This window comes from Roseicyclus sediminis, assembly GCF_025515305.1.
Taxonomy (GTDB): Bacteria; Pseudomonadota; Alphaproteobacteria; order Rhodobacterales; family Rhodobacteraceae; genus Roseibacterium; species Roseibacterium sediminis.
The window spans coordinates 410,706-433,284 of record NZ_JAOPHT010000001.1 but is presented as its reverse complement, the minus strand read 5'-3'; the positions used below and the strand labels follow the sequence as shown (position 1 = coordinate 433,284).

At 67.1% G+C, this 22,579-nt stretch carries 25 protein-coding genes; 14 read left to right on the top strand and 11 right to left on the bottom strand.

The genetic code is table 11. The annotated features are described in order from the left end of the window. The first annotated feature begins 73 nt into the window (after nucleotides 1-73). The 8 genes from dapA to arfB all read left to right on the top strand — a co-directional run bounded on the left by dapA (nucleotide 74) and on the right by arfB (nucleotide 6,003). Entirely contained in the window at nucleotides 74-946 is an 873-nt protein-coding gene (gene dapA, locus N8I71_RS02195) for a 4-hydroxy-tetrahydrodipicolinate synthase (RefSeq protein ID WP_262876277.1), read from the top strand. Beyond that, nucleotides 927-1,433 carry a tRNA (N6-threonylcarbamoyladenosine(37)-N6)-methyltransferase TrmO gene (gene tsaA / locus N8I71_RS02190; protein ID WP_262876276.1) on the top strand — a complete coding sequence of 169 codons (507 nt, stop codon included), beginning with the start codon at nucleotides 927-929 and terminating at the stop codon, nucleotides 1,431-1,433. Before dapA ends, tsaA begins: the two co-directional genes overlap by 20 nt. 19 nt (nucleotides 1,434-1,452) lie before the next feature. Next, entirely contained in the window at nucleotides 1,453-1,929 is a 477-nt protein-coding gene (smpB, locus tag N8I71_RS02185) for an SsrA-binding protein SmpB (protein WP_262876275.1), read from the top strand. A gap of 83 nt (nucleotides 1,930-2,012) precedes the next feature. Beyond that, nucleotides 2,013-2,888 (top strand): 3-mercaptopyruvate sulfurtransferase, encoded by an 876-nt coding sequence (gene sseA / locus N8I71_RS02180; protein WP_262876274.1) that lies wholly within the window; start codon nucleotides 2,013-2,015, stop codon nucleotides 2,886-2,888. After that, nucleotides 2,885-3,454 carry a GNAT family N-acetyltransferase gene (locus N8I71_RS02175; RefSeq protein ID WP_262876273.1) on the top strand — a complete coding sequence of 190 codons (570 nt, stop codon included), beginning with the start codon at nucleotides 2,885-2,887 and terminating at the stop codon, nucleotides 3,452-3,454. Before sseA ends, N8I71_RS02175 begins: the two co-directional genes overlap by 4 nt. Before the next feature lie 4 nt (nucleotides 3,455-3,458). Next, entirely contained in the window at nucleotides 3,459-4,643 is a 1,185-nt protein-coding gene (locus tag N8I71_RS02170) for an amino acid aminotransferase (RefSeq protein WP_262876272.1), read from the top strand. An 81-nt stretch (nucleotides 4,644-4,724) separates the two neighbouring features. Beyond that, complete coding sequence (locus tag N8I71_RS02165) at nucleotides 4,725-5,345, top strand: queuosine precursor transporter (RefSeq protein WP_262876271.1); 621 nt, start codon at nucleotides 4,725-4,727, stop codon at nucleotides 5,343-5,345. 241 nt (nucleotides 5,346-5,586) lie between these two features. Beyond that, a complete protein-coding gene (gene arfB, locus N8I71_RS02160; protein ID WP_262876270.1) occupies nucleotides 5,587-6,003 on the top strand; it encodes an alternative ribosome rescue aminoacyl-tRNA hydrolase ArfB in 417 nt (138 codons plus the stop codon). Between the two features lie 234 nt (nucleotides 6,004-6,237). Here arfB and N8I71_RS02155 read toward each other — a convergent pair whose 3' ends face one another. From N8I71_RS02155 to epmA, 3 genes are all read right to left on the bottom strand, one after another. Beyond that, a complete protein-coding gene (locus tag N8I71_RS02155; RefSeq protein WP_262876269.1) occupies nucleotides 6,238-7,215 on the bottom strand; it encodes a GAF domain-containing protein in 978 nt (325 codons plus the stop codon). Further along, on the bottom strand, nucleotides 7,212-8,504 hold the full coding sequence (gene pncB / locus N8I71_RS02150; RefSeq protein WP_262876268.1) for a nicotinate phosphoribosyltransferase: 1,293 nt from the start codon (nucleotides 8,502-8,504) through the stop codon (nucleotides 7,212-7,214). The genes N8I71_RS02155 and pncB overlap by 4 nt, the downstream gene beginning before the upstream one ends. 75 nt (nucleotides 8,505-8,579) lie before the next feature. Continuing rightward, a complete protein-coding gene (gene epmA, locus N8I71_RS02145; RefSeq protein ID WP_262876267.1) occupies nucleotides 8,580-9,599 on the bottom strand; it encodes an EF-P lysine aminoacylase EpmA in 1,020 nt (339 codons plus the stop codon). 89 nt (nucleotides 9,600-9,688) lie between these two features. On the opposite strand from epmA, the gene efp reads away from it, so the two are divergent. The 3 genes from efp to N8I71_RS02130 all read left to right on the top strand — a co-directional run bounded on the left by efp (nucleotide 9,689) and on the right by N8I71_RS02130 (nucleotide 12,423). Further along, entirely contained in the window at nucleotides 9,689-10,255 is a 567-nt protein-coding gene (efp, locus tag N8I71_RS02140; RefSeq protein ID WP_262876266.1) for an elongation factor P, read from the top strand. An 11-nt stretch (nucleotides 10,256-10,266) separates the two neighbouring features. Beyond that, nucleotides 10,267-11,382 carry a THUMP domain-containing class I SAM-dependent RNA methyltransferase gene (locus N8I71_RS02135; RefSeq protein WP_262876265.1) on the top strand — a complete coding sequence of 372 codons (1,116 nt, stop codon included), beginning with the start codon at nucleotides 10,267-10,269 and terminating at the stop codon, nucleotides 11,380-11,382. Between the two features lie 63 nt (nucleotides 11,383-11,445). Beyond that, nucleotides 11,446-12,423, top strand: a complete 978-nt coding sequence (locus tag N8I71_RS02130) for an NAD(P)H-binding protein (protein ID WP_262876264.1) — start codon at nucleotides 11,446-11,448, stop codon at nucleotides 12,421-12,423. Nucleotides 12,424-12,429: 6 nt separating this feature from the next. Here N8I71_RS02130 and N8I71_RS02125 read toward each other — a convergent pair whose 3' ends face one another. Next, nucleotides 12,430-13,215: a DUF6782 family putative metallopeptidase gene (locus N8I71_RS02125; RefSeq protein WP_262876263.1), complete on the bottom strand. Its 786-nt coding sequence runs from the start codon at nucleotides 13,213-13,215 to the stop codon at nucleotides 12,430-12,432. After that, nucleotides 13,199-13,804 (bottom strand): bifunctional nicotinamidase/pyrazinamidase, encoded by a 606-nt coding sequence (gene pncA, locus N8I71_RS02120; RefSeq protein WP_262876262.1) that lies wholly within the window; start codon nucleotides 13,802-13,804, stop codon nucleotides 13,199-13,201. The genes N8I71_RS02125 and pncA overlap by 17 nt, the downstream gene beginning before the upstream one ends. A 76-nt stretch (nucleotides 13,805-13,880) precedes the next feature. On the opposite strand from pncA, the gene trhO reads away from it, so the two are divergent. Further along, a complete protein-coding gene (gene trhO / locus N8I71_RS02115; RefSeq protein WP_262876261.1) occupies nucleotides 13,881-14,783 on the top strand; it encodes an oxygen-dependent tRNA uridine(34) hydroxylase TrhO in 903 nt (300 codons plus the stop codon). A gap of 39 nt (nucleotides 14,784-14,822) precedes the next feature. After that, nucleotides 14,823-15,389 (top strand): hemerythrin domain-containing protein, encoded by a 567-nt coding sequence (locus N8I71_RS02110; protein ID WP_262876260.1) that lies wholly within the window; start codon nucleotides 14,823-14,825, stop codon nucleotides 15,387-15,389. Between the two features lie 6 nt (nucleotides 15,390-15,395). Here the strand turns inward: N8I71_RS02110 and N8I71_RS02105 are convergent, their stop codons facing one another. Continuing rightward, complete coding sequence (locus tag N8I71_RS02105) at nucleotides 15,396-16,052, bottom strand: DUF2461 domain-containing protein (protein WP_262876259.1); 657 nt, start codon at nucleotides 16,050-16,052, stop codon at nucleotides 15,396-15,398. A 111-nt stretch (nucleotides 16,053-16,163) separates the two neighbouring features. Continuing rightward, nucleotides 16,164-17,039: an alpha/beta hydrolase family protein gene (locus tag N8I71_RS02100; protein ID WP_262876258.1), complete on the bottom strand. Its 876-nt coding sequence runs from the start codon at nucleotides 17,037-17,039 to the stop codon at nucleotides 16,164-16,166. Between the two features lie 98 nt (nucleotides 17,040-17,137). Between N8I71_RS02100 and N8I71_RS02095 the strand changes: the two genes are divergently transcribed. Then, complete coding sequence (locus N8I71_RS02095; protein WP_262876257.1) at nucleotides 17,138-17,863, top strand: hypothetical protein; 726 nt, start codon at nucleotides 17,138-17,140, stop codon at nucleotides 17,861-17,863. Here N8I71_RS02095 and gyrB read toward each other — a convergent pair. The 4 genes from gyrB to recF all read right to left on the bottom strand — a co-directional run bounded on the left by gyrB (nucleotide 17,860) and on the right by recF (nucleotide 22,525). After that, complete coding sequence (gene gyrB, locus N8I71_RS02090; RefSeq protein WP_262876256.1) at nucleotides 17,860-20,277, bottom strand: DNA topoisomerase (ATP-hydrolyzing) subunit B; 2,418 nt, start codon at nucleotides 20,275-20,277, stop codon at nucleotides 17,860-17,862. The two genes, N8I71_RS02095 and gyrB, sit on opposite strands and share 4 nt — an antisense overlap. Nucleotides 20,278-20,352: 75 nt before the next feature. Next, nucleotides 20,353-20,979, bottom strand: a complete 627-nt coding sequence (locus N8I71_RS02085; protein ID WP_262876255.1) for a LysE family translocator — start codon at nucleotides 20,977-20,979, stop codon at nucleotides 20,353-20,355. Then, nucleotides 20,976-21,413 carry a VOC family protein gene (locus N8I71_RS02080; RefSeq protein ID WP_262876356.1) on the bottom strand — a complete coding sequence of 146 codons (438 nt, stop codon included), beginning with the start codon at nucleotides 21,411-21,413 and terminating at the stop codon, nucleotides 20,976-20,978. Before N8I71_RS02080 ends, N8I71_RS02085 begins: the two co-directional genes overlap by 4 nt. A 5-nt stretch (nucleotides 21,414-21,418) precedes the next feature. Further along, nucleotides 21,419-22,525 (bottom strand): DNA replication/repair protein RecF, encoded by a 1,107-nt coding sequence (gene recF / locus N8I71_RS02075; RefSeq protein ID WP_262876254.1) that lies wholly within the window; start codon nucleotides 22,523-22,525, stop codon nucleotides 21,419-21,421. Nucleotides 22,526-22,579: the final 54 nt, after the last annotated feature.

Genomic DNA, 22,579 nt, shown 5'->3' with positions numbered 1-22,579 from the left:
GAACTTGGCAATCCTGCGGGGCGGGAGTAGGGTCCGCGCCACGTTTCGCCCAAGTTGGAAAGACCCGACCACGATGTTCAAAGGTTCGATGCCCGCGCTCGTCACTCCGTTTGCCAATGGCGAAGTGGATTACGATGCCTTGAAATCGCTGGTCGAGTGGCAGATCGCCGAAGGCTCCCACGGGATCGTGCCGGTGGGAACGACGGGCGAAAGCCCGACGCTGACCCATGACGAACACGAGAAGGTCATCGAGGCTGTCGTCTCCGCCGCCGCGGGCCGCGTGCCGGTGATCGCCGGCGCCGGATCGAACAACACGGTCGAGGCGGTCCGCTTCGTCGAGCACGCGAAGGCCGTCGGTGCCGAAGCGGCCCTCGTCGTGACGCCCTACTACAACAAGCCGACGCAGAAGGGCCTGATCGCCCATTTCAGCGCGCTGAACGAGATCGGCATCCCGATCATCATCTACAACATCCCGCCCCGCTCGGTGATCGACATGATCCCGGCCACCATGGGCGAGCTTGCGAAGCTGCCGAACATCGTCGGCGTCAAGGACGCGACCGGCGACCTCAGCCGCGTTCCGAAGCAGCGGATCGCCTGCGGCAAGGACTTCGTCCAGCTCTCGGGCGAGGACGCCACGGCGGTCGGGTTCAATGCGCAGGGCGGTGTCGGCTGCATCAGCGTCACCGCCAACGTCGCGCCGCGCCTCTGCGCCGAGATGCAGGAGGCGACGCTCGCTGGCGACTATGCCAAGGCGCTCGACTACCAGGACCGGCTCATGCCGCTCCACGAGGCGATCTTCGCCGAGCCGGGCGTCGCGGGCGCGAAATACGGGCTGTCGGTGCTGGGCCGTGTCTCGGACGAGGTGCGCCTGCCGCTGACCGGGCTCGAGGACACCACCAAGCAGAAGATCCAGGCGGCGATGCGCCATGCCGGCATCCTCGACTGACAAGGACGCCCGGCCGGGCGAGGTCTCGCTCGGCTTCGACCCGGGCGCGCGGGCCGAGGCGGCGCTTTGCGTGATCGGACATGTCCGCTCGCCGTGGGGCAAGGGGACGGCGCCGAAGAACCTGCGTGCGGCTCGCGAGACCGGAAGAGCCGCGCGGATCGAGCTTCTGCCCGAGTTCGTGCCGGGCCTTCTCGGGCTGAGCGAGGGGCAGGCGATCCAGATGCTTTACTGGGTCGATCGCGGGCAGCGCGACCTGATCGTGCAGAGCCCCCGCCACACTGACGGCCCGCGGGGCGTGTTTGCCCTGCGCTCGCCGGTCAGGCCCAACCCCATCGCGCTCGGGACCGTCGTCATCACCTCGCTCGACCGCGAGGCCGGCATCATCGGCATCGACGCGACGGATGCCTTCGATGGCACGCCGGTTCTGGACATCAAGCCGTGGATCCCGACCGTCGATGTTCCGCCCCACTGGCGGCCCGAAGGCTGAGCGCCTATATCACGCCCCCATGGCCAAGCCGAAAGACAATCCCAACTACAAGGTCGTCGCCGAGAACCGGCGCGCGCGGTTCGACTATACCATCGAGGACGATCTCGAGGTCGGAATCATCCTGATGGGGTCCGAGGTGAAGTCGCTCCGCCAAGGGCAGGCGAACATCGCCGAAAGCTATGCCGCGGTCGAGGGCGGAGAGTTGTGGCTCGTGAACAGCTACATCGCCCCGTACGTCCAGGCCAAGACCTGGGGCCACGAGGAAAAGCGGCGGCGCAAGCTGCTGGCCTCGAAAAAGGAATTGTCCAGGCTCTGGAACGCGACCCAGCGGCAGGGCATGACGCTTGTGCCGCTCGTCCTTTACTTCAACGACAAGGGCGTGGCGAAGATGAAGATCGGCGTCGCGAAGGGCAAGAATGTCTCGGACAAGCGCGAGACCTCGGCCCAGCGCGACTGGAACCGGCAGAAGCAGCGCCTTCTGAAGCAGAACGGCTGAGCCGGAGCGACCTCAGACCCTTGCGCCGCGCGCGGACGCGCCTTACCCCTATTCTCCGGTATCTGAACGCCGGGGAGAGTGTCATGGCCAAGCCCAACACGGGGCCCATCACCGGGGACGACCCCAGGACGCTCGTCTCGACCGAGTGGCTTGCGGCGCATCTCGACGATCCTGACCTGCGCGTGCTCGACGCGTCCTACTACCTGCCCGGCGTAGGTCGTGACGCCAAGGCGGAATACGCCGCCGCGCATATTCCGGGCGCGCGACACTTCGACATCGACGAGATCGCGGATGCCCGCAGCGAACTTCCGCACATGGCCGCGCCCGCCGAGAAATTCATGAGCCGCATGCGCGCCATGGGCGTGGGCGACGGTCACCAGGTGGTGGTCTACGACTGCACCGGTATCTTCTCGGCGCCGCGGGTCTGGTGGAATTTCCGCCTGATGGGCAAGACGGATGTCGCGGTTCTGGACGGCGGCTTTCCCAAGTGGCAGGCCGAGGGCCGCCCCGTCGAGGACATGCCGCCGATCCTGCGCGACCGGCACATGACCGTGCAACGCCAGGCGCATCTGGTGAAGGACGTGACGCAGGTCGCCTCGGCCTCCAAGCTCGGCGACTGGCAGATCCTCGACGCGCGGGGTCCGGGCCGCTTCAAGGGCGAAGAGCCCGAGATCAGGCCCGGCCTGCGCTCGGGCCATATCCCCGGCTCGATCAACGTGCATTACGCGACGCTGCTGAACCCCGATGGCACCATGAAGGAGGGTGACGCCCTTCGCGCCGCCTTCGAGACGGCGGGCGCCGACGTGAACCAGCGGACGATCACCACCTGCGGCTCCGGCGTGACGGCGGCGATCCTGATGCTGGCGCTGGCGCGGCTCGGCAACGACAACGTCTCGCTCTACGATGGGTCGTGGTCCGAGTGGGGTCAGTTCGACCAGCTGAAAGTGGAGACTGGATGAAGGTCATCCCCGCCGGGACCGAGGTCGCGTTCCAGATCACCTATCTCGAGATGCCGGACGACCCCGGCATCGACCCGCCCCCCCTTCCGTCCGACGTTCGCCTAGAAAAGGCGGAGGCGCCGCCGGTCTGGTTCTTCCTGTCGCTATATGAGGCGGTCGGGCGCGACTACGAATGGCGCGACCGTTTCGAACAGGCGGAGCGCGACCCGGACGCGCTGGCGGCCTTTGTCGGCGATCCGGCGGTGGAGTTGTGGGTGGCCTATTCCGGGGGCTGGCCGCGGGGGTTCTTCATGCTCGACCTGCGCAAGCCCGGCACGTGCGACATCGCCTATTTCGGGCTTGTACCCGAAGCGGTCGGAAGCGGCCTCGGCGGTGCGCTGTTGAAAACCGCCGTCGCCATGGGATGGACGCGGCCGGGCGTGACCCGGATGACCCTCAACACCTGCGACCTCGACCATCCCCGCGCATTGCCGCTCTACCAGAGCATCGGCTTCCGGCCCGTCCGGAGCGAGTTCCGAAAGCGCATTCTTTTCCGCGACCGCGATCCCTCCAGACACCCGGCCTGAGCCCATGTTCGAGAACCGTCTTCCCCCCGAACCCGACAAGATCCTGCGCATCATGGCGATGTTCGCGGGCGATCCCCGAACCGACAAGGTGGACCTCGGCGTGGGCGTCTACCGCTCGCCCGATGGAAGGACGCCGGTGATGGCCGCCGTGAAGGAGGCCGAGCGCCGCATCTGGGATGCCCAGGAAACCAAGAGCTATGTGGGCCTGTCGGGCGATCCGGCCTTCCTCGATGCGATGCGTGTGCTGATCCTGGGCGATGCCGTCCCCGCCGCCCGCGTCGCCGCCTGCGGCACGCCCGGCGGCACCGGGGCCGTGAGACAGGTTCTGGAGATGACCCGGAGGCTCTCGCCCGAGGCCACGGTCTGGATCTCGGACCCGACCTGGCCAAACCACCCGGCGATCATCGACCACCTGTCGCAGAAGCGGCAGACCTTCCGCTACTATGACGCGGCGACGGGGGGCATCGACCGCGACGGCATGTTCGCCGATCTCGCGCGGGCGCAGGCGGGCGACCTGATCCTGCTGCACGCCTGTTGCCACAACCCGACGGGCGCCGACCTCACCCCGCAGGACTGGGAGGACATCGCCGCGATCTGCGAGAAGACCGGCGCGATCCCCTTCGTCGACATGGCCTATCTCGGTTTCGCCGAAAGCCTCGAGGACGATGCCGCGGGCACCCGCCTTCTGGCGGCGCGTCTGCCCGAGGTCTTCATCGCCGCAAGCTGTTCCAAGAACTTCGGCCTCTACCGCGAGCGCGTGGGCGTCGTTCTCGTCGTCACCGGCGAGGGCGGGCCGCAGGCGGCGGCCTTCGGGACGCTCGCCAACCTCAACCGGCAGAACTACGCCTTCCCGCCCGATCACGGCGCGCGGATCGTGCAGACGATCCTCGGCGATGCCGCGCTGGCAGAAAGCTGGCGGACCGAACTGCGGACCATGCGCGAGACGATGCTCGGCAACCGCCGCATGCTCGCCGACGCGCTCAGGGCCGAGACGGGGTCCGACCGGTTCGGCTTCTTCGCGGGGCACCGGGGGATGTTCTCGCTGTGCGGTGGCGACCCCGAGCAGGTGCGGATCCTGCGCGAGACCCATGGCATCTACCTCATCGGCGACGGGCGGATGAACGTGGCGGGACTGACGGCGGCGACGATCCCGCAGGTGGCGCGCGCACTGGCCGAGGTGCTTGCCTGAGGCCCGACAAGGGCGTATGGGGCGGGCCTGCCGGGGTTCCGGCCAAGTCTCCGACCACCTTGTCAAAACGGAAACACATCCATGACCAGATATCTGCCGGGCATCCTGGCGATGGCGGCCGTCGTCGTCGCCTCGAACATCCTCGTCCAGTTCCTCTTCGGCCAGTGGCTGACCTGGGGCGCCTTCACCTACCCGCTCGCCTTCCTCGTCACCGACATCATGAACCGGGTCTACGGCCCCGGGCCCGCGCGCCGCGTCGTCTTCGCGGGCTTCGTCGTGGGCGTCGCCTGCTCGCTGATCGGCACGCAGATCGTGGGGGAGTTCGGGCCTCTCGTGACGCTCCGCATCGCCATCGGCTCGGGGCTGGCCTTCCTCACGGCGCAACTGCTCGACGTGGCGATCTTCGACCGCATCCGCGACCGTGGGTGGTGGCAGGCGCCGGTCCTGTCCTCGCTCATCGGCTCCAGCGTCGACACCGCGCTGTTCTTCACCATCGCCTTCTCGGGCGCGCTGTCCTTCCTCGAACCCGGCAACGACGTGTCCTGGGCGGGCGAGATGCTGCCGCTGATCGGCATGGGCCCGGTGGCGCCGCTCTGGGTCTCGCTCGCCTTCGCGGACTGGCTGGTGAAACTGTCTCTCGCGGTCCTGGCCCTCATCCCCTTCCGGCTCATCACGCGAAAAATGATGGCACAGGTTGCGTAAAAAGTTTTGACAACCGCAAAATCTGTGGCACGCTCACCTCAACCGTAACCAAATCGAAAGGAGGTGATCCAGTGTCTAGAGAAGCATTGGAGAATGGCGTCGGGACAGCTTGGGAGGTGCGCACCTGAGGCAGCCCTCGGGTGGCAAGGCCAACCCAAGCGGGAGAATTCCTAACCGAATGCCCGCCTCCTGATTTCTCGAAAGGGTCGCCAACAGGCGACCCTTTTTCGTATGGAAAGACATGCTGAGGATCACCGACCAGATCGCGCTGGAGGAATGGGAGCTGACGGAGCAGTTCGTCCGCTCCTCCGGCCCCGGCGGGCAGAACGTCAACAAGGTCTCCACCGCCGTCGAGCTGCGCTTCGAGGCGGAACGCTCGCCATCCCTGCCCGACGCGGTGAAGCGGCGGCTCCGCCGGCTTGCCGGGCGGCGCTGGACCAAGGAGGGGGCGGTGGTGATCTTCGTCGAGGAGACCCGTAGCCAGGCCCGCAACCGCGAGATCGCGCGGGAGCGGCTGGCGGATCTGGTGCAGGCGGCGACGGTGGTCCCGAAGACGCGGCGACCGACGCGGCCGACCAAGGGGTCGGTGGAGCGGCGGATCAAGGCGAAGAAGGTGCGGGGGGAGGTGAAGGCGGGAAGGGGACGGGTGGAGGAGTGAAAAGAAACTGCCGTGTGGTGCAGTGTGATGCGTTCAACTATCCAGACTGTGGCTGGTTTGGTTTAGCTAGCGAAGCGCATCCTGCCAGGCTTCGATAGCTGCTCCTTCTCTCTGGCTAGCTTTGTAGCTTGCGTAAGAAAAGCGGTGTCGCCGGTCCGGTGAAACTCCAACGTCAGCCTGTCGATCTCACGCTGTAGTTCACCAACCTTGCTCTTGGAATCCCTGAGAGGCGCATCATGCGCCACCTGCGCCATCGCTGTCATGGGTTTGCCCTCCGTGGATATTCGCAGCGTGAGTCATGCGAAGAATAATTGCAAGGCTTTCCGCAACCTCACGTAGTGATCCTGTGTTCTCCCAGTCATCGTCCGTTCGCTCTCGATCACTCTTGTAGCGACCAGCTTTGTCGCTTGTCGCGATGAGAACGCCCAATGGATTTTCCCCATCTGAAGATATCGGTATGGATGCTAACGACTTGTAGCGAGTGTAGTCATATTCACGAAAATTTTCGCCAGTAGCTTCCAACACCGGTCTCAGCTCCGCGACGGTAGCATCCGCAAAGATTATTTCCGTTCCGCGGCTGAAGGCTAGGCCTACGTGTCCGTTGCCGGGTTCCCACTCCCGATGAGATGCCTCTTGATCCTCTTTTCGATCTCGCCTGCACGCAATACAGATCAGCTTTTTCCTATGGGAATCATATACATAAACACCGAAGTTCCAATACTCATCCCCAATCCCAAAGAGCGACTGACGCCTTTCTGCGAAAATGCCCAAGATACTCTGAGCAAACTTTGACGCTTGTTCCCGAGTTGAACACCCTTCCGACACCGCTTCTTCCACCAGTTTGTTCACTTGTGAACTCACGGTGATGCGAGCCAAGAGGTGGTCTTGGTAACTGTTCGCATACAGGATTTCAGCCCTAAGCCTTTCATTTTCCTTAAGGATATCAATGTTTTCAGCCACGAGGTCTGGCGTTGTCTGGTCGAGAAACACGAGGGCAAGGGAGCTCAAGACGGCTAAGAAAAGGCCACCAAAGAGCATCAAAGACTCGATATTGGAGGCCGATTGAAAGCCTTGAGCTCCCACCCAAGGACTGGCTGCCACTAAAGAAGCACCGATAACAGTGCCCGCTATCTTGAGAGTCCTTACGACACCACCGTATTTGCGAAACCGATCAAGAACTGTGGCGATAGCTTGCGATTCCAAAGCACTCAAACCACAACCTCCAGCCGTTCCTGCTCGCCCACCCCGAACACCCGCTTGTAGCGCGCAATCTCCGCCTCCGGCCCCATCGCCTTCTCCGGGTTGTCGCTGAGCTTCACCGTCGGCCGTCCGTTCGCCGCCACAGCCTTGCACACCAGCGAAAACGGCGCCAGCGCGTCGCCCTCCACCAGCCCGCGGAAATCGTTCGTCAGCAGCGTCCCCCAGCCGAACGACACCCTGACCCGCCCCGAGAACTGCGCGTGCAGCCGCTCGATCACGTCCACGTCCAGCCCGTCGGAGAAGATCACCAGCTTCTCCTTCGGGTCCTGCCCGCGCGATTTCCACCAGGCGATGGCCATCTCCGCCCCCGCCGCCGGGTCGCCGCTGTCCACCCGGATGCCGGTCCATTCGTTCAGCCAGGCGGGCGCATGGGCGAGGAAGCCGCGCGTGCCGAAAGTGTCGGGCAGGATGATGCGCAGGTTGCCCGAATGCTCCTCGTGCCAGTCCGACAGGACGTCATAGGGCGCGCGGGCGAGGTCGGCGTCCGTCTCGGAAAGGGCCGCGTAGACCATGGGAAGCTCGTGCGCGTTGGTGCCGATGGCCTCGAGGTCGCGGTTCTTGGCGATCAGGCAGTTGGAGGTGCCGATGAAGGCGTTGTCCAGCCCCTCCTGCATCGCCTGCACGGCCCAGTCCTGCCAGAGGAAGGAATGCCGCCGCCGCGTGCCGAAGTCGGCGATGCGCAGACCCTCGATCTTCTTCAGCCGCTCGACCTTCTCCCACAGCTTGGTCATGGCGCGGGCATAGAGGACCTGCAGCTCGAAGCGCCCCATGTCGCGCAGGACGGCGCGGCCGCGCAGCTCCATCAGGACGGCGAGCGCCGGGATCTCCCAGAGCATGACCTCGGGCCACTTGCCCTCGAAGGTCAGCTCGTACTGGTCGCCCACGCGCTCCAGGTGGTAGGGCGGCAGCTGCAGCGCTTCGAACCAGTCCATGAATTCGGGCGTGAACATCTGCCGCTTGCCGTAGAAGGTGTTGCCGCGCATCCAGGTGCTCTCGCCCCGGCGCAGGCGGAGCGTGCGGATATGGTCGAGCTGTTCGCGCAGTTCCCCCTCGTCGATGAGACGGGCCAGCGGAATGCGCGTGGTGCGGTTGATGAGGCTGAAGGTGACCGTCGTGTCCGGCCGGTTGCGGAACACCGACTGGCACATCAGGAGCTTGTAGAAATCCGTGTCGATCAGCGAGCGGACGATCGGGTCGATCTTCCACTTGTGATTGTAGACGCGGGTGGCGATGTCGACCATGGCGGCCTCCGGGGTGACGTCGCCCGAGGGCGCTCTCTTGCGGTGCGAGGTTAGACCAAGGGGGCGGGGCCTTGTCTAGGCGGGCGGCGTCCACATCACGTCCGCCACACGCGGCGCATGGGTCGCGAGCATCACCAGCCGGTCGAAGCCGAGCGCGCAGCCGGACGCGGGCGGCATGTGGGCGAGCGCGGCGAGGAAGTCCTCGTCGAGCGGATAGCGGGTGCCGTAGAGGCGTTCCTTCAGGTCCATGTCGGCCTCGAAGCGCGCGCGCTGTTCGGCCGGGTCGGTCAGTTCCCCGAAGGCGTTGGCCAGTTCCACCCCGCAGGCGAAAAGCTCGAAACGTTCGGCAAGGCGCGGGTCTGCGGGCTGCCGGCGGGCGAGGGCCGCCTCGGGGGCGGGATAAGCGTCTAGGATCACGGGGCCGGGGCCGAGTGCCGGTTCCACGAGACCCGTCAGCGCGCGGGAAAAGAGGTCGGACCAGCTATCGTCCGAAGCGGTCGGGATCCCCGCCGCCGGAAGCTGCGCCGCAAGCGCCGCCGTGTCGGGCGCACCGCCGGGCAGGGTCGCCAGAAGGTCGATGCCGTGGCGCGCGAACTCCGTGCCGACGCTGGTTCGACGGAGCGGGGCGAAGGGGTCGCAGGAGAGGTCGCGGTGGCGAAATTCCGTCACGCCGGCGGCCTCGGCGGCGATGCGCAGGATGGTGGCGCAATCCTCCATCAGCGTCTCGTAGCCCTCGTCCGCACGGTACCATTCCAGCATGGTGAACTCGGCGGCATGGCGCGGCCCGCCCTCCCGGTCACGCCAGACGCGGGCGAAGCTGAAGATCCGTTCCTCCCCGGCGGCGAGCAGCTTCTTCATGGCGAACTCGGGCGAGGTGTGCAGGTAGCGGCGCCGTGTCGTCAGCGTGTCGTCGGTCACCGCCGTTTCCAGCGCGTGCAGATGGGCCTCGTTTCCCGGCGAGGCGACGACATAGGCCGGATCGACCTCGACGAAGCCTTCGGCCGCGAACCAGGCCCGCAGCGCCGCGATGATGCGGTTCCGCGCAAGCAGCAGCGGCCTCCGGTCGGCATGGGTGGCCTTGTCCCACCATGTCATGGCTGGCCCTTTCCCGGCGGATGGGGTAACGGCTGCGTCTAACGCGGGGGCCGCTTGCCCCACAAGAGACGCTTACTGCGGAGGTCCCCATGAAGGTCATCGCGTCCCAGCTGCGCAAGGGCAATGTCGTCGACATCGACGGCGTCCTCTACGTCATCCTCAAGGCCGAGAACTTCCACCCCGGCAAGGGCACGCCCGTGACCCAGGTGGACATGCGCCGGATCGACAACGGCACCAAGGTCAGCGAGCGCTGGAAGACCACCGATGGCGTCGAGCGCGCCCATGTCGAGGAAAAGACCTACCAGTTCCTCTACGAGGACGGCGAGGGTTACCACTTCATGGAACCCGAGAGCTACGAGCAGGTGACCGCCTCCGCCGATGTCGTGGGCGACGCCAAGGTATGGCTGCAGGACGGGATGCAGTGCTACCTCTCGATCCACAACGAGGTGGTGATCGCACTGGAACTGCCCCAGAAGGTCACGGTCGAGGTCATGGAGACCGAGCCGGTGGTGAAGGGGCAGACGGCATCGTCCTCCTACAAGCCGGCGATGGCCGACAACGGCGTGCGCATCATGGTGCCGCCCCATATCGGTGTCGGCACGCGGGTCGTGGTGAACACCGAGGACGCCTCCTACGTCGAGCGGGCGAAGGACTGAGGGTTCCGGCCATGGACAGCGATGCGCCCGGCCCGGTGACGGCGCCGGGCGTCGTCTTTCTGGTGGGAACGCCGGGGCTTGAGGACGCGCTCGAGGCCGAGGCACGGGCGAAGGGCTTCGCGGGTGTGGCCCGCGTGCCCGGTGGCGTGGAGATCGCCGGGGGCCTGCCCGAAGCGGCGCGTGCGAACATTGTCCTGCGCTGCGCCGTCCGGGTCCTGTGGCGCGTCGCTTCCTTCCGCGCCATGCACCTCGCACAACTCGACAAGCGCAGCCGCAAGGTTTCATGGACCGACTGGTTGGTCCCCGGCACTCCGGTCAAGGTCGAGGCCGTCTGCCGCGCCTCGAAGATCTACCATCACAAGGCCGCCGCGCAGCGGGTTTCGCAGGCGCTTGCCGATGCCGGCATCCCCGTGGCGGCGGAGGCGGAGATCGCCGTGAAGGTCCGGATCGAGGATGACCTCTGCACGATCTCGCTGGACACCACGGGCGAGGCGCTGCACCGGCGGGGGCAGAAGCTCTATGTCGGCAAGGCGCCCCTGCGGGAGACGATGGCGGCGGGGTTCCTCTGGTCGATGGGGTTCGACGGCACCCAGGCCGTCATCGACCCGATGTGCGGTTCGGGGACCATTCCGCTCGAGGCGGCGGGAATCGCCGCGGGCCTCGTGCCAGGACGTGACCGGCGCTTCGCCTTCGAGGCGCTGAAGGGTGGCGCGCGGCCTGACGTCCCCGACGGCCCCGTCATCACGCCCGCCGCCCGTTTCATGGGTTTCGACCGCGATGCGGGCGCCATCCGGGGTGCCCGGGAAAACGCGGCGCGCGCGGGTCTCGAGGACTGGTGCCGCTTCGACTGCCAGCCGCTCAGCGAACTGACCCCGCCCGACGGGCCGCCGGGCCTCGTCCTGACGAACCCGCCATACGGAACGCGGATCGGGAACCGCAAGCCACTCTTTGCGCTCCATTCGGCGCTTGGGCAGGTCCTGTCCGAGCGGTTCAAGGGCTGGCGCGTGGGCATCGTCACCAGCGACGAGGGGCTGGCGAAAGTCACGGGCCTGCCGCTTGAGCCCTCCGCGCATGTCGCCCATGGCGGGCTGAAGGTCCGGCTGTGGCAGGGCGTGATCGCGCCCTGATGACACGGTGACACGTCCCGCCGATTGGCTAGGCTGAGATTGATCGAAAGCCGGAGCCGCCCGATGTCCAATACTCCCCCCGACCCCCTCCGCGTCCTGCTGCTCGGCGCCACCGGGACGGCGGGGCGGGGCACGGCCCGGGCCATGGTTGCGGCGGGTCACGACCTGACATGCCTCGTCCGGGATGCGGCGTCCGCGCGCGTCCTGCCGTCGCGGGCCAAGGCGATCGAGGGAGCCGCCACGGATCCCACCACGCTTCGTGAGGTGATGGAGGAGGGCGCCTTCGACGCCGTTGTCTCCTGCCTCGCCTCCCGGACCGGCGGGCCGAAGGATGCCTGGGCCATCGACCACGATGCGCAGAAGGCCGCGCTCGACGCGGCGAAGGCCGCCGGCGTGCCGCGTTTCGTCCTGCTCTCGGCGATCTGCGTGCAGAAGCCCCTGCTGGAGTTCCAGCGCGCCAAGCTCGCCTTCGAGGCCGAGCTGATGGCCTCGGGCCTCACCTGGTCCATCGTCCGGCCCACGGCGTTCTTCAAGTCGCTGTCGGGTCAGGTCGAGCGGCTGCGGAAGGGCAAGGCGTTTCTTCTGTTCGGCGACGGGACCCTGACCGCCTGCAAGCCGATCAGCGACGATGACCTCGGGCGGTTCATCGCCACCTGCCTCACCGATCCTGCGCGGCAGAACGTGATCCTGCCGATAGGTGGGCCTGGACCGGCGCTTACCGCGCGGGAACAGGGCGAGACGCTGTTCGCCGCAATGGGGATGGAGCCGAAGTTCCGGCAGGTTCCCGTCGCGATGATGGACGCGATCATCGGGTTGAGTTCGCTGCTCGGCCGGGTCAGCGCGAAGTGGGCCGAGCGGGCGGAGTTCGCCCGGACGGGCCGCTACTACGCCACGGAGTCCATGCTGGTCTGGGACGAGGCCGCTGGCCGCTACGACGCCGACGCGACGCCCGAATTCGGGACCGAGACCCTGGCGCAGCACTACGCGCGGCTCGCCTCGGGCGAGGTTGAGGCCGACCTGCGCGAACACGCCGTGTTCTGACCGATCTCAGTCGTCGCTGCTTGCAGGCTCCTCGCAATCGAAGGGGCGGCCATCGGGAAGGATGCAAAGGCGGTCGAAATAGGCAGGTGGGAGGCTGCCGTACGCGGGCAGGGCGTGGCTTTGCTCCTGGTCGTCGAGATAGGAAAGACAACTGGCGATGTAGTAGCCCGTCCGTCTGTCCTCGTTCTGGTACCAGGCGGTGAAGGCCGCCTCGCTTGCCGTGAAGATGTCCCCGCCCTCCGACACCACCGCGCCGAATGTTCGCGCGATGTCGCCGAAGCGCGGCTGGTCGACCAGCGCGTCCCATGGGCCCGGGTCGCCGCCTTCGGCGTAGTCCCATGCGACGATCAGGCTGATGGTGGCGGCATCGGCCTCCATCGCCCAGACGGCGCGCGCGTAGTCCCGCATCGACAGCGACAGGTCGGGGCAGAGGCCGCGGGCATGGTGTTCCACGTGCCGAAGTTCGTGGAACAGGATCGCCAGCTGCAGGTCGGGATCGAGGCCTTCCGAGACGACGATCTTCCGGGTCTCCGGTTCGTAGAAGCCGAGCGCGTTGAACGGTTCCCCGGAGATGCAGAAGGCGGGTGCGATCCCGGACACGGCGTCGCGAAGCGAGGGATATTCCTCCAGCGCGGGCGTCACGCGTTGGAGCAGGGCGTCGAGGGCCGCGTCGCCGCTCCGGTAGTCCGGCGGGTTTGCGCAGACCTCGTCACCGGCCTGTGCCGGAACAGCGAACCATACCGCCAGCGCGAAGGACGCAACCGCGGTCTTGAAGTCAGACCAGCGCGACACCGGCCTCGGCCATTCCCGTCCTTGCTGCATCGAGCGAGCCCCCGATATCGATCGCGCGGCAGAGATCGCCCCGGACCTCGGTTTCGAACCCGAGCCGCGCCGCATCCACCGCCGAGTAGTTCACGCAGAAATCCGTCGCGAGCCCCACGAGCGTCAGGCGGGCGATCCCGCGCGTGCGCAGATAGCCCTCGAGCCCCGTGGGCGTCGCGTGGTCGTTCTCGAAGAAGGCCGAATAGCTGTCGATCTCGCGGCGGAAGCCCTTGCGGATGATCATGTCGGCGCGCGCCGTGTTCAGATCGGGGTGGAATGCGGCACCGCCCGTTCCCTGCACGCAATGGTCCGGCCATAGAACCTGCGGACCGTAGGGCATCTCGGTCATCTCCATCGGCGCCTTGCCGGGGTGCTGGCTGGCGAAGCTCAGGTGATCGGCCGGATGCCAGTCCTGTGTCAGGATGACGGCGGCGTACTCGTCCATCAAGGCGTTGATGCCCGGCACGATCTCGTCGCCGCCGGGCACGGCCAGCGCGCCGCCGGGGCAGAAATCGTTCTGGACGTCGATGACGAGAAGGGCATGGGCGGCGTCGCGCATCCGGGGTCTCCGCTGGTTGGCATGATGGACTACCCTACGCCTTGAGCGGAGACGCGCAACCTTGTAGGGCGACGCCATGCTGACCGTCGCCGCGCTCTACCGTTTCACGAGATTTCCCGACCCCGCCGCACTTCGCGAACCTCTCCTGCAGGTGTGCGAGGCGGGGGGCGTGAAAGGCTCGCTCCTGCTGGCGACCGAAGGGATCAACGGCACGATCGCCGGCCCGCGGGCCGGCGTGGACGCGGTTCTGGCGCATATTCGCGGGCTGCCGGGCTGCGCCGATCTCGACTGGAAGGAGTCGACCGCCTCCGAGATGCCGTTCGGGCGCATGAAGGTGCGGCTGAAGCGCGAAATCGTGACGATGGGCGTTCCGGGCACGGACCCCAACGCCCTTGTCGGTACCTATGTCGCGCCGTCCGACTGGAACGCGCTGATCTCGTCTCCGGATGTCGCGGTGATCGACACCCGCAACGACTACGAGACGGCGATCGGCAGCTTCGCGGGTGCCATCGACCCCGGAACCGCCAGCTTCCGCGACTTTCCCGCCTGGTGGGAGGAGAACCGCGACCGTTTCCACAACAAGCGGATCGCGATGTTCTGCACCGGCGGCATCCGATGCGAGAAGTCGACGGCCTACCTCAAGGCTCAGGGGGTCGAGGAGGTCTACCATCTGCAGGGCGGCATCCTGAAATATCTCGAGGAAGTGCCGGAGGAGCAAAGCCTCTGGCAGGGCGGCTGCTTCGTCTTCGACGAGCGCGTCGCGGTGACCCACGGACTGGCCGAGACCGACCACAGCCTTTGCCGTGCCTGCCGCCGCCCGCTCGGCCCTGCGGACAGGGCCCATGCCGACTACGAGGAAGGCGTGACATGTCCCCGCTGCATCGGCGAATTCACCGAGGCCGACCGCGCCCGGTTCCGCGAACGCCAGCGCCAGGTCAGGCTGGCCGAGGCGCGCGGGATGGCGCATCTGGGCGGCTGAGGCCTTGCATCCGCCCACGACAGGGTTATCTCGCGCTCCATGACCCCCGACAGCCTCGACCAACGGCCCGGCTTGCCAGAGCCGCTTCGCATCCTTCTCGCCGCCCATCCACGCGAAAGCTGGCAGGCGCATCCGCAATTCCATGGCCTCGTCAGCTTCTGGCTGGAACGGCACATGATGTTCCGCCAGATCATGGACCACATGTCCCGCGAGACGGAGGCGTTTCTCGATGGCGATCGCGACCCGCGCGGTTTCGCGCAGGGGATTGCGCGCTACGGCGGGCTTTTCGTCAACCAGCTGCACGGCCATCACCAGATCGAGGATCATCACTATTTTCCGCTCCTGCGCGAGAAGGACGCGAGGATCGAGCGCGGTTTCGACCTGCTCGATGCCGACCACCACGCGCTTGACGGGATACTCAACCGTTTCGTCGGGCAGGCGAACGGCGCGATCGAGGGGGCCGGTGGCAAGGACTCCAGGGCCCCCGCAGGCGCGCTCCGTGACGGTCTGGCCGACCTGTCCCGCCTCATCGGCCGGCATCTCGAGGACGAGGAGGACCTGATTGTCCCCGTCATCCTCAAGCATGGCGCCGACGGTCTCGGTTGAACCGGTTCAGCCGGGGAAGGCCGCGTCGAGGATGCGCCACACCGGCAGCATAGGCTGAACAAGCGCGTTGAGCGCAGGCAACAGCCCGGCATTCTCCCATCCATCCGGCAGCGATGTGGACACGGCGAAGGCCTTGCGCTTCAGAAGCTCCGCCTGGGGATGATCCTCCGCGTATGGCTTCGGCACCCGTTTCAGCGGGTCCGGGCCCCAGTCCGACAGCGACAATCCCCCTTGCGCCATCGCGGCGGTCAGCGCGTCGCCGTCGTCGTCCACCATGCGCCGGTAGCGGGCCAGCGCGTCCTTCTCCAGCCCCATCACGCCCATGCCGAAGGTCAGGTACTCCGGAGCGGCGCCGAAGAACCACGCGGGCGTCACGGCCGTCCCGGGGCGGGACCACAGGATGTGGAGATGCGCGTTGTAGGGCGTCTTGTCCTTCGAGAACCGCACATCGCGGTGGATGCGGAAGACCTTCGGCCCATGCGCCTTGCCCGTGGCGCGCGCGAGGTCCTCCGCGAAAAGGTCGGCCATCAGTTCGGCGGGCTTGCGGATCTCGCCGGTGTAGAAGGCCTTGTGCGCCTCGAAGAAATCGCGCGTGTTGTCCGCCTTCAACTTCGCGAAGAAGCCGATGGCGGCATGTATCATGTCGGCGAACCCGTCGGACATCCGCGTGCCCTACAGACGCCCGAGGGCGGGCAACGCCGGCCCGTTGAAGTGAGGGGCCCTCATGCGCCTTGCCGCATGTTTCGGCTGCGTCGCCCCGCGAAACGCCCGCGCTCAGTCCGCATGAGCATCGAAATAGGCGATGTTCGCAGCGATCAATTCCTCCAGCACGTCACCCGTGGCGAAGATGTTGAAGACATGGTCCATTTCGGCGGTCCACAGGTCTTCCTCCCCGTCATGGGCGGCGATGTAGAGATCGGCCGAAGCGGGAGGAACGGTGGTGTCGAGGCTGCCCTGTGCGACGAAAAGCGGCCCGTCATAGGGCGCGATCTCGGCCACCGGGTCGAGCGTTTCCAGACCCTGGAAGAAGGCGCCGTTCAGCGTGATCTCGGCCCAGGGCAGTGTCACGGGGACCGGCTCGTCCGGTCCGGCGGCGAGACCGGCGGCGACCGTCTCCTCCGTGAGGATGGCGCTATAGGTCTCCCGCGGGGTGGCGACCGCGTTCCACAGCGCCACGGCGTCGAAGGCGTCGCTGCGCCCGGCCGTGGCGGCGGCGACAAGGCCACCCTGGCTCCAGCCGATGAGGAAAAGGTCTTCGGTGTCGATGCTGTCGAGACCGCGCAGATACTCGACGGCGGCGAGAGCGTCCCCGATCTGTCCCTCGAAGGTCGTCTCGGCGAAACTCATCTCGTCGGTCGCCTCGCCCGATCCGGCGAAATCGATGCGCAGGCTGGCATACCCGGCATCGGCCAGCCGCGCTGCGGTGCGGGCGAAGACGCCTTCGGGCACGGCTTCGGTCATCAATTCGTGCCGCGACCCGGTAAAGCCGTGCAGGAGCAGGACGGCGGGTGCGGGGTCTCCCGCGGGGAGGGCAAGGGTGCCGATGACGTCCTGTCCGGGACGCTCGATGATCACGGTGGTCTCCGTCATCTCGGCGGCGGCGAGGGTGGGCGCGAGGGCGATGACGGCGGTGAGGATGGCGTGTTTCATGGAAGCCTCCGGTGCTGGATGCATCGAAGGCTAGGGGCCGGGGTATGAGTCGGGCAAGGGGCGTGCTAGCTTCCGCCATCCGGTCGTCGGAGGGATGAATGGCATCTGGAAATGCGGCTACGATCATTGCGGCGCGTTTCTCCCGCCAGTTGGGCAAGGGCGACGATGTCACCGCCCATCCGGACGGCGCGCTCTTGGCCACTGCGGGGACGGAGACGCGGTGGGATGCCGAGGACGGGTATCCGCGCCGGGACCGGACGGTCCGCGCATGGTTCGCGCTCTGGCCCGATCTCGAAACGGCAAGATCGTATTTCGAGGCGCGGAAGAAAGGCATTCCGATCCTTGCCGAGGCAATCGAGACCGTCGCCATCCTCGGCCAGCCCTTTGCCTGCCACGGTGAGGTCAACTGGTCCCCCGATGGAAAGGCCACTTCCGTCTACCCCGCCCTGGCACCACGGCCGAAGGACGAAGGCCCAGTGATGGTCGTCACGACCCTCGGCCTCGGAGACCCGGAGAGCGGGCTGGTGGAATTCGGGCGTGGCGTGACCGCCGTCCGGACGGCGTTCGCCGGGAACCCGGCCGTGTTCCTCGACGTGAACCTCTTGCCCGATATGCCCCTGATCGACGGTCCGACCCTGACATTGTGGCGGTCCGAACGGGAGATGATGACGGGGGCCTACCGCACCGATCCGCACAGGACGGTCATGGGATTGCGCAACGGCGCGACCGCGCGGGCATCCTTTACCCGTTTGGCCGTCGTGGCGGCGGAGGGCCATTGGTCCGGCAAGGACCTCGGGATCCTGACGAGGCCGGGTGCGGCCTAGAAGTCGAGGTTCTCGACGCTCAGCGCATTGGCCTGGATGAACTCCCGGCGCGGCTCCACCACGTCGCCCATGAGCTTGGTAAAGATGTCGTCGGCCTCGGCGAGGTCGTCGATCTTCACCTGCAGGAGCGTGCGCGCCTCGGGGTCCAGCGTGGTTTCCCACAGCTGGCTTGGGTTCATCTCGCCCAGCCCCTTGTAGCGTTGCATCTGCTGGCCCTTGGCGCCCTCGTCGAGCACCGCCTTCAGAAGTTCGGTCGGTCCATGGATCAGCTGTTCCCGTTCCTTCCGGGCGAGCCGCGCGGGCTCGCGATAGACCTCCCGCGACGTGCGGCTTACCTCCGAGAGCTTCCGCGCCTCGCCCGAGCGCAGGACGGCGCCGTCCAGCGTCCGGATTTCCTCAACCCCGCGAAGGACGCGGGACAGGCGGATGCCGTGGTCCTGCGTGATCCGACCGGTCCAGCCGCGCTCGTATTCCGCGGCGACGAGGTCGAGACGCTTGGCCACGTCCTCGGACACGCCCTGCAGGTTCGCATCCGCCGCGCCGGGGTCGAAGGCCCCGGCGATGGCGGCCTGCTCTATGATGTGGCGGGGATAGTGGGTCGGAAAGGCCTCGAGGATGCGCTTGAAGGTGCGCGCGCCCTCCACGACGCGATGCAGGTCCGCGCCGGCGATCTCCTCGCCATTGTTCAGCCGGAGAACGGCGCCCTCGATCCCCTGGTCGATCAGGTAATCCTCCAGCGCGGCCTGGTCCTTGAGATAGACCTCCGACTTGCCCCGGCTCACCTTGTAGAGCGGGGGCTGTGCGATGAAGAGATGCCCGTGCTCGATGATCTCGGGCATCTGGCGGAAGAAGAACGTCAGAAGCAGCGTCCGGATATGCGCGCCGTCCACGTCGGCGTCCGTCATGATGACGATCTTGTGGTAGCGCAGCTTGTCGAGGTTGAACTCGTCTCGTCCGATCCCGGTGCCGAGCGCGGTGATCAGCGTTCCGATCTCCTGGCTCGACAGCATCCGGTCGAAGCGCGCGCGCTCCACGTTCAGGATCTTGCCCCGGAGCGGCAGAACCGCCTGGTTGTGCCGCGAGCGGCCCTGCTTGGCCGAGCCGCCGGCGCTGTCGCCCTCCACCAGGAAAAGCTCGGACTTGGCCGGGTCCTTCTCCTGGCAATCGGCGAGCTTGCCGGGAAGGCTTGCCACGTCCATCGCCGTCTTGCGCCGCGTGAGTTCGCGCGCCTTGCGCGCCGCCTCGCGGGCCAGCGCCGCCTCGATGATCTTGCCGACGATCAGCCGCGCTTCCTGCGGATGCTCTTCGAACCATTCCGAGAGCTTCTCGTTCATCAGGCCCTCGACCGCGGGGCGCACCTCGGATGACACGAGCTTGTCCTTGGTCTGGCTCGAGAATTTGGGATCGGGCACCTTCACCGAAAGAACGCAGGTCAGCCCCTCGCGCGCGTCGTCGCCGGTGAAGTTCACCTTCTCGCGCTTGGCGATGCCCGAAGATTGCGCATAGAGGTTGATCGACCGCGTCAGTGCGCCGCGGAAGCCCGCAAGGTGCGTGCCGCCGTCGCGCTGAGGAATGTTGTTGGTGAAGGGCAGCACCATCTCGTTGTAGCTGTCGTTCCACCACATCGCGACCTCGACGCCGATGCCGTCGCGCTCGCCCTCGACATAGATCGGATCGGGGATCATCGGCGACTTGGAACGGTCGAGATATTTCACGAATTCCCGCACGCCGCCTTCGTATTCCATCTCGACGCGCATCGGCTCGGAGTGGCGCAGGTCCTCCAGCACGATCTTCACGCCCGAGTTGAGGAAGGCGAGTTCCCGCAGCCGGTTTTCCAGCGTCTTGAACGAGTAGTCGAGGTTCGAGAAGGTCGTCGTGGAGGCGAGAAAGCGGACCTCGGTGCCGGTCCGCCCGCCGCTGTCGCCAACCACTTCCAGATGCTTGACCGTATCGCCGCGTTCGAAGCGGGCGTAATGCTCCTTGCCGTCGCGCCAGACGCGCAGGTCGAGCCAGTCGGACAGCGCGTTCACGACGGATACGCCGACGCCGTGCAGGCCGCCCGAGACCTTGTAGGAATTCTGGTCGAATTTACCCCCGGCGTGCAGCTGGGTCATGATGACCTCGGCCGCCGACACGCCCTCTTCCTCGTGGATACCCACCGGAATGCCGCGGCCATTGTCGCTCACCGAGACGCTGTCGTCGGGGTACAGCGTGACCGTCACGGCGTCGGCATGGCCAGCCAATGCCTCGTCGATGCCGTTGTCCACGACCTCGTAGACCATGTGGTGCAGGCCCGAGCCGTCGTCGGTGTCGCCGATGTACATGCCGGGGCGTTTGCGAACCGCCTCCAGGCCCTTGAGAACCTTGATGGAATCGGCGCCGTATTCCTGCGGCGCGGGGGCGTTGTCTGCCATGGGGTGCTCTGCCTGTTCTTTGTCGCCGGTTTATACCTGCCGGGGGCAGGAATGTCACGCGATCTGCCCCAATATTTAGCGGTTGGACAGGCCGATCACCACAGCCACGAGGATCAGGAGCGCACCGGCGACCCGGTTGATCCGCGCCAGACGCTCCGGGCTGGAAAACCGCCGGCGCGCACGGTCCACCAGCCAGGCGAAACCGATGTTGCCGACCAGGGGAACGCCCATCGAGATCGCGGCGATGACGGCGACATCCGCCGCCGTGACCGTGGTCAGATCGAAGAAACCCGGCAACATGCCCATGTAGAACAGGATCGCCTTCGGATTGGCGAGGATCGCGGCGACCCCGGCGAGGAACCCCGCCCAGGCGCCCGGGCGGTTCAGGCGGCTGTCGGCCGAGATCGCCCGGTCCGCGTGGCGGATGAGCAGCAGGCCCATGGCCGCGAAGACGGCCACGGCCACCCAGCGCAGCGCCTCCATGACCCATTCGTAGGAGCCGACGATCCAGGCAAGGCCGAGGGTTGCCGTCACCGACCACGCCGCGTCACCCAGCGCGACGCCGAAGACCAGCGGGATCGCCGCCACCCAGCCGTGCGCCAGCGCCCGCGCCGCCGTGGCGAGCCAGACCGGGCCGGGGGTGAGGAAGAGGACGAAAAGCGCGCCGGCATAAAGCGCGACCTGCGCGGCGGTGAGCGTCATGTCTCGGGGATCTCCGGTATCCATGTGCGGCCCGCGTCGTCCAGCGGCCAGAGCGGGTTCACGGCCAGTTCCCAGACATGCCCGTCGGGGTCCGCGAAGTAGCCGGAATACCCGCCCCAAAGCGTCGCCCCGGGCGCCTTCAGGGGGGCCGCGCCTGCGTCGAGCGCCCGGGCATATGCGGCGTCGACCTCTTGCGTCGTGCGGTGGTTCTGCGCGTAGGTCGCCGCGCCCGCACCCAGCGACGTTTCGGGCCGACCCTGGTCTGCGGCGAGCGCATCGACCCCGAAGAGACCCAGCACCATGCCGTCCATCTGGTAGAACACGACGCCATCGACCGCGCGCGTCTCCGTCCAGCCGAGCGCGGCGTAGAAGGCGCGCGACCGTTCGAGGTCCGCGACCCCGAGGGTCAGGAGGCTCACGCGGTTCACGGGCAGGTCGGTCATGGTGCGTCCTCCACTGGCGTCGCGACGCTTTCGCCGTTTTCCTCGGCGACAGCAATGTGCTGCGCGCGGAGGCCGAGTTCGGCGAACAATTCCGGCCCCGTGCCGGTCATCCAGGCCTGGGCTTCCAGCGCGCAGATCTCGTCGAAAAGGGCCGCCCGCCGCCCCGCGTCGAGATGCGCCGCCACCTCGTCGAGAAGGACGAGCGGCGCGGCCCCGGTCTCGGACTTGAGGGCGCGTGCATTGGCCAGCACCAGCGAGATCAGGAGCGCCTTCTGCTCGCCGGTGGAGCACTGCCGCGCGGGCACGCCCTTGTCCACGTAGACGGCGCCGAGGTCCGCCCGGTGCGGCCCAAGCAGCGTGCGTCCCGCCGCCATGTCGCGCGCGCGACCCTCGGCTAGGGCTTCGGCGAGGCCCACGGCGTCCTGCGGCCCGGTCTCGCCGTCGAGGGAAAGTTCGGCCACGGGAAAGGCCGTGGCGGCCCCCTCCTGGGCGGTGGCGAGACGCGCCAGCGCCGTCGCGCGGTTGTGGGAGATGGCGGCGCCCGCATCGGCCATCTGCGCCTCGAGCGCGCGGAACCAGGCCGGGTCGCGCACCTCGTCGCGGAGAAGGCGGTTGCGCTCGCGCATCGCCTTCTCGTAGGCCAGCACGTCCTCGGCATGGTCGGGCAGGAAGCTCATTGTCATGCGGTCGAGAAACCGCCGCCGCCCGTCCGACCCCTCGATCCACAGCCGGTCCTGAGCCGGCACCAGCCAGACGATCCGGATGAGACGCGCGAGCGCCACTTGCGGCGCGGCCTTTCCGTCGAGACGGACATTTCTCGGCGCGCCGGGTTCGGCGGTCAGTTCCACCTCGTGCCCTAGGTCCGGACCGGCCAGATCCGCGCGGATCTTCCAGCCGATCGCCTCGGGGCGGCGGACGATCTCGTCCGCGGTGGCGCGGCGCAGGCCCCGTCCGGGAGACAGGAGCGAGACTGCCTCCATGAGGTTGGTCTTGCCCGCGCCATTCGGGCCGAACAGCGCCACAGGCCGCCCGTCGAGGTCCAGCCGCGTGCGCCGGTGGCTGCGGAAATGCGACAGCGCGAGGTGGGCGACGTGTGGGGTCATGGCGGCGCGTTTTCCTTCAGGAAAACCGGGCGGAAAAGCCGGCTTTTCCGGCGC